Genomic DNA, 1,140 nt, shown 5'->3' on the forward strand with positions numbered 1-1,140 from the left:
GCTGGGGGTCAGCGAGTCCACGGTGAAGCGGGCCCGCCGCCGGCTGGCCGGGGGCTCCCGGTGAGCGGGCGGCACCGTCCCCGCATCACCTGCCACGAGGAGATGCGCACCGACCCCTACACCGGCGGGCGCCTGGACCTGGTGTGGACCATGCGCTGCTCCTGCGGACACACGCGGGAGTTCCAGGTGACGCTGGCGCCCGCCTCCTACGCCTACGGCAAGAGCGAGGCCCAGCGGGCCCGCCGGGAGCACCTGGAGGCCGTCGCCCCGCGCCCGGACGAGCGGTGCCGGGCCCCCAAGGACCACCGCTGCCGCTGGTGGGACGACTGCGGCCTGTGCGCCGGGCAGATGGTGCTGCCCGGCCTCTAACCCCTGAACACTGCCGATGACCTGGAGGTTTCCCGTGCCCAACCGGATGAGCGTGTCCCAGTGGGTCGGTGTGGACCGGCCCACCCGCATCTCCTCGGCCTGGTCGCCCAAGGCGCTCAAGCGCCGGGCGCGGTCGGCGCTGCGGCGCACCCGCCGCAAGGCGGCGCGGTCCTGGCGGTCGGTGACCGGCACCGGGACGGTCGCCACCGCCCGCCGGCGCAAGGGCGGCGGCGCCACGGTGCGCGAGCACACCCGCAACGGGCGCGTGGTGCGCGCCCACACCCGCAACACCTGATCCGACCTGCTGTTTTCCCGTTCGATTCGCGGGCGGCGGCCTCTCCACCACAGATCCGCCGCCGCCCGCTCCTCACCATGGAGGTCCACCCAGCATGAGCCCGGTAGAGCCCGCCCGCCATGAGTCCGGGCGCGAACGTGACGACCACGACACCGAGGAGGTGGAGGCGGAGGTGATCGCCTTCCCTGGCGCCGGCCCCTCGGGGGCGGGGGCGCCGGTGGAGGTGACCGAGACCGAGCCCGAGGCCGACCCTGAGGGCGAGGTCCTGGAGGGCGAGATCGTCGACGAGCCCACCGCCCGCCGGGAGCTGGCCCGCGCCCCCGGCGCCGATGTGGTGCCCTTCGACGAGGCCGGTCCGACCCCGGCCCAGATCGTGTACGCCTACTGGCGGCGCACCCGCCCGGCGCTGCGGCCGGACCGCCTGGCCTGGTCGATCGTGCGCCACGAGCTGTACTACGGCGGGCGGGGCCTGGCGC

The 1,140-nt window shown here is 75.5% G+C and carries 3 protein-coding genes; all 3 read left to right on the forward strand.

Annotated elements, in window-relative coordinates; all coding sequences use genetic code 11:
• The first annotated feature begins 102 nt into the window (after positions 1-102).
• Positions 103-369 (forward strand): hypothetical protein, encoded by a 267-nt coding sequence (locus D450_RS31525; RefSeq protein ID WP_206539674.1) that lies wholly within the window; start codon positions 103-105, stop codon positions 367-369.
• A 34-nt stretch (positions 370-403) separates the two neighbouring features.
• Positions 404-664, forward strand: coding sequence for a hypothetical protein (locus D450_RS0128100; protein ID WP_017541958.1), 261 nt, complete (start codon positions 404-406; stop codon positions 662-664).
• Positions 665-758: 94 nt separating this feature from the next.
• A partial coding sequence (locus D450_RS31530; protein ID WP_039821106.1) for a hypothetical protein occupies positions 759-1,140 on the forward strand: 382 nt, incomplete at its 3' end.

It is taken from the genome of Nocardiopsis halophila DSM 44494, from assembly GCF_000341245.1.
GTDB lineage: Bacteria > Actinomycetota > Actinomycetes > Streptosporangiales > Streptosporangiaceae > Nocardiopsis_A > Nocardiopsis_A halophila.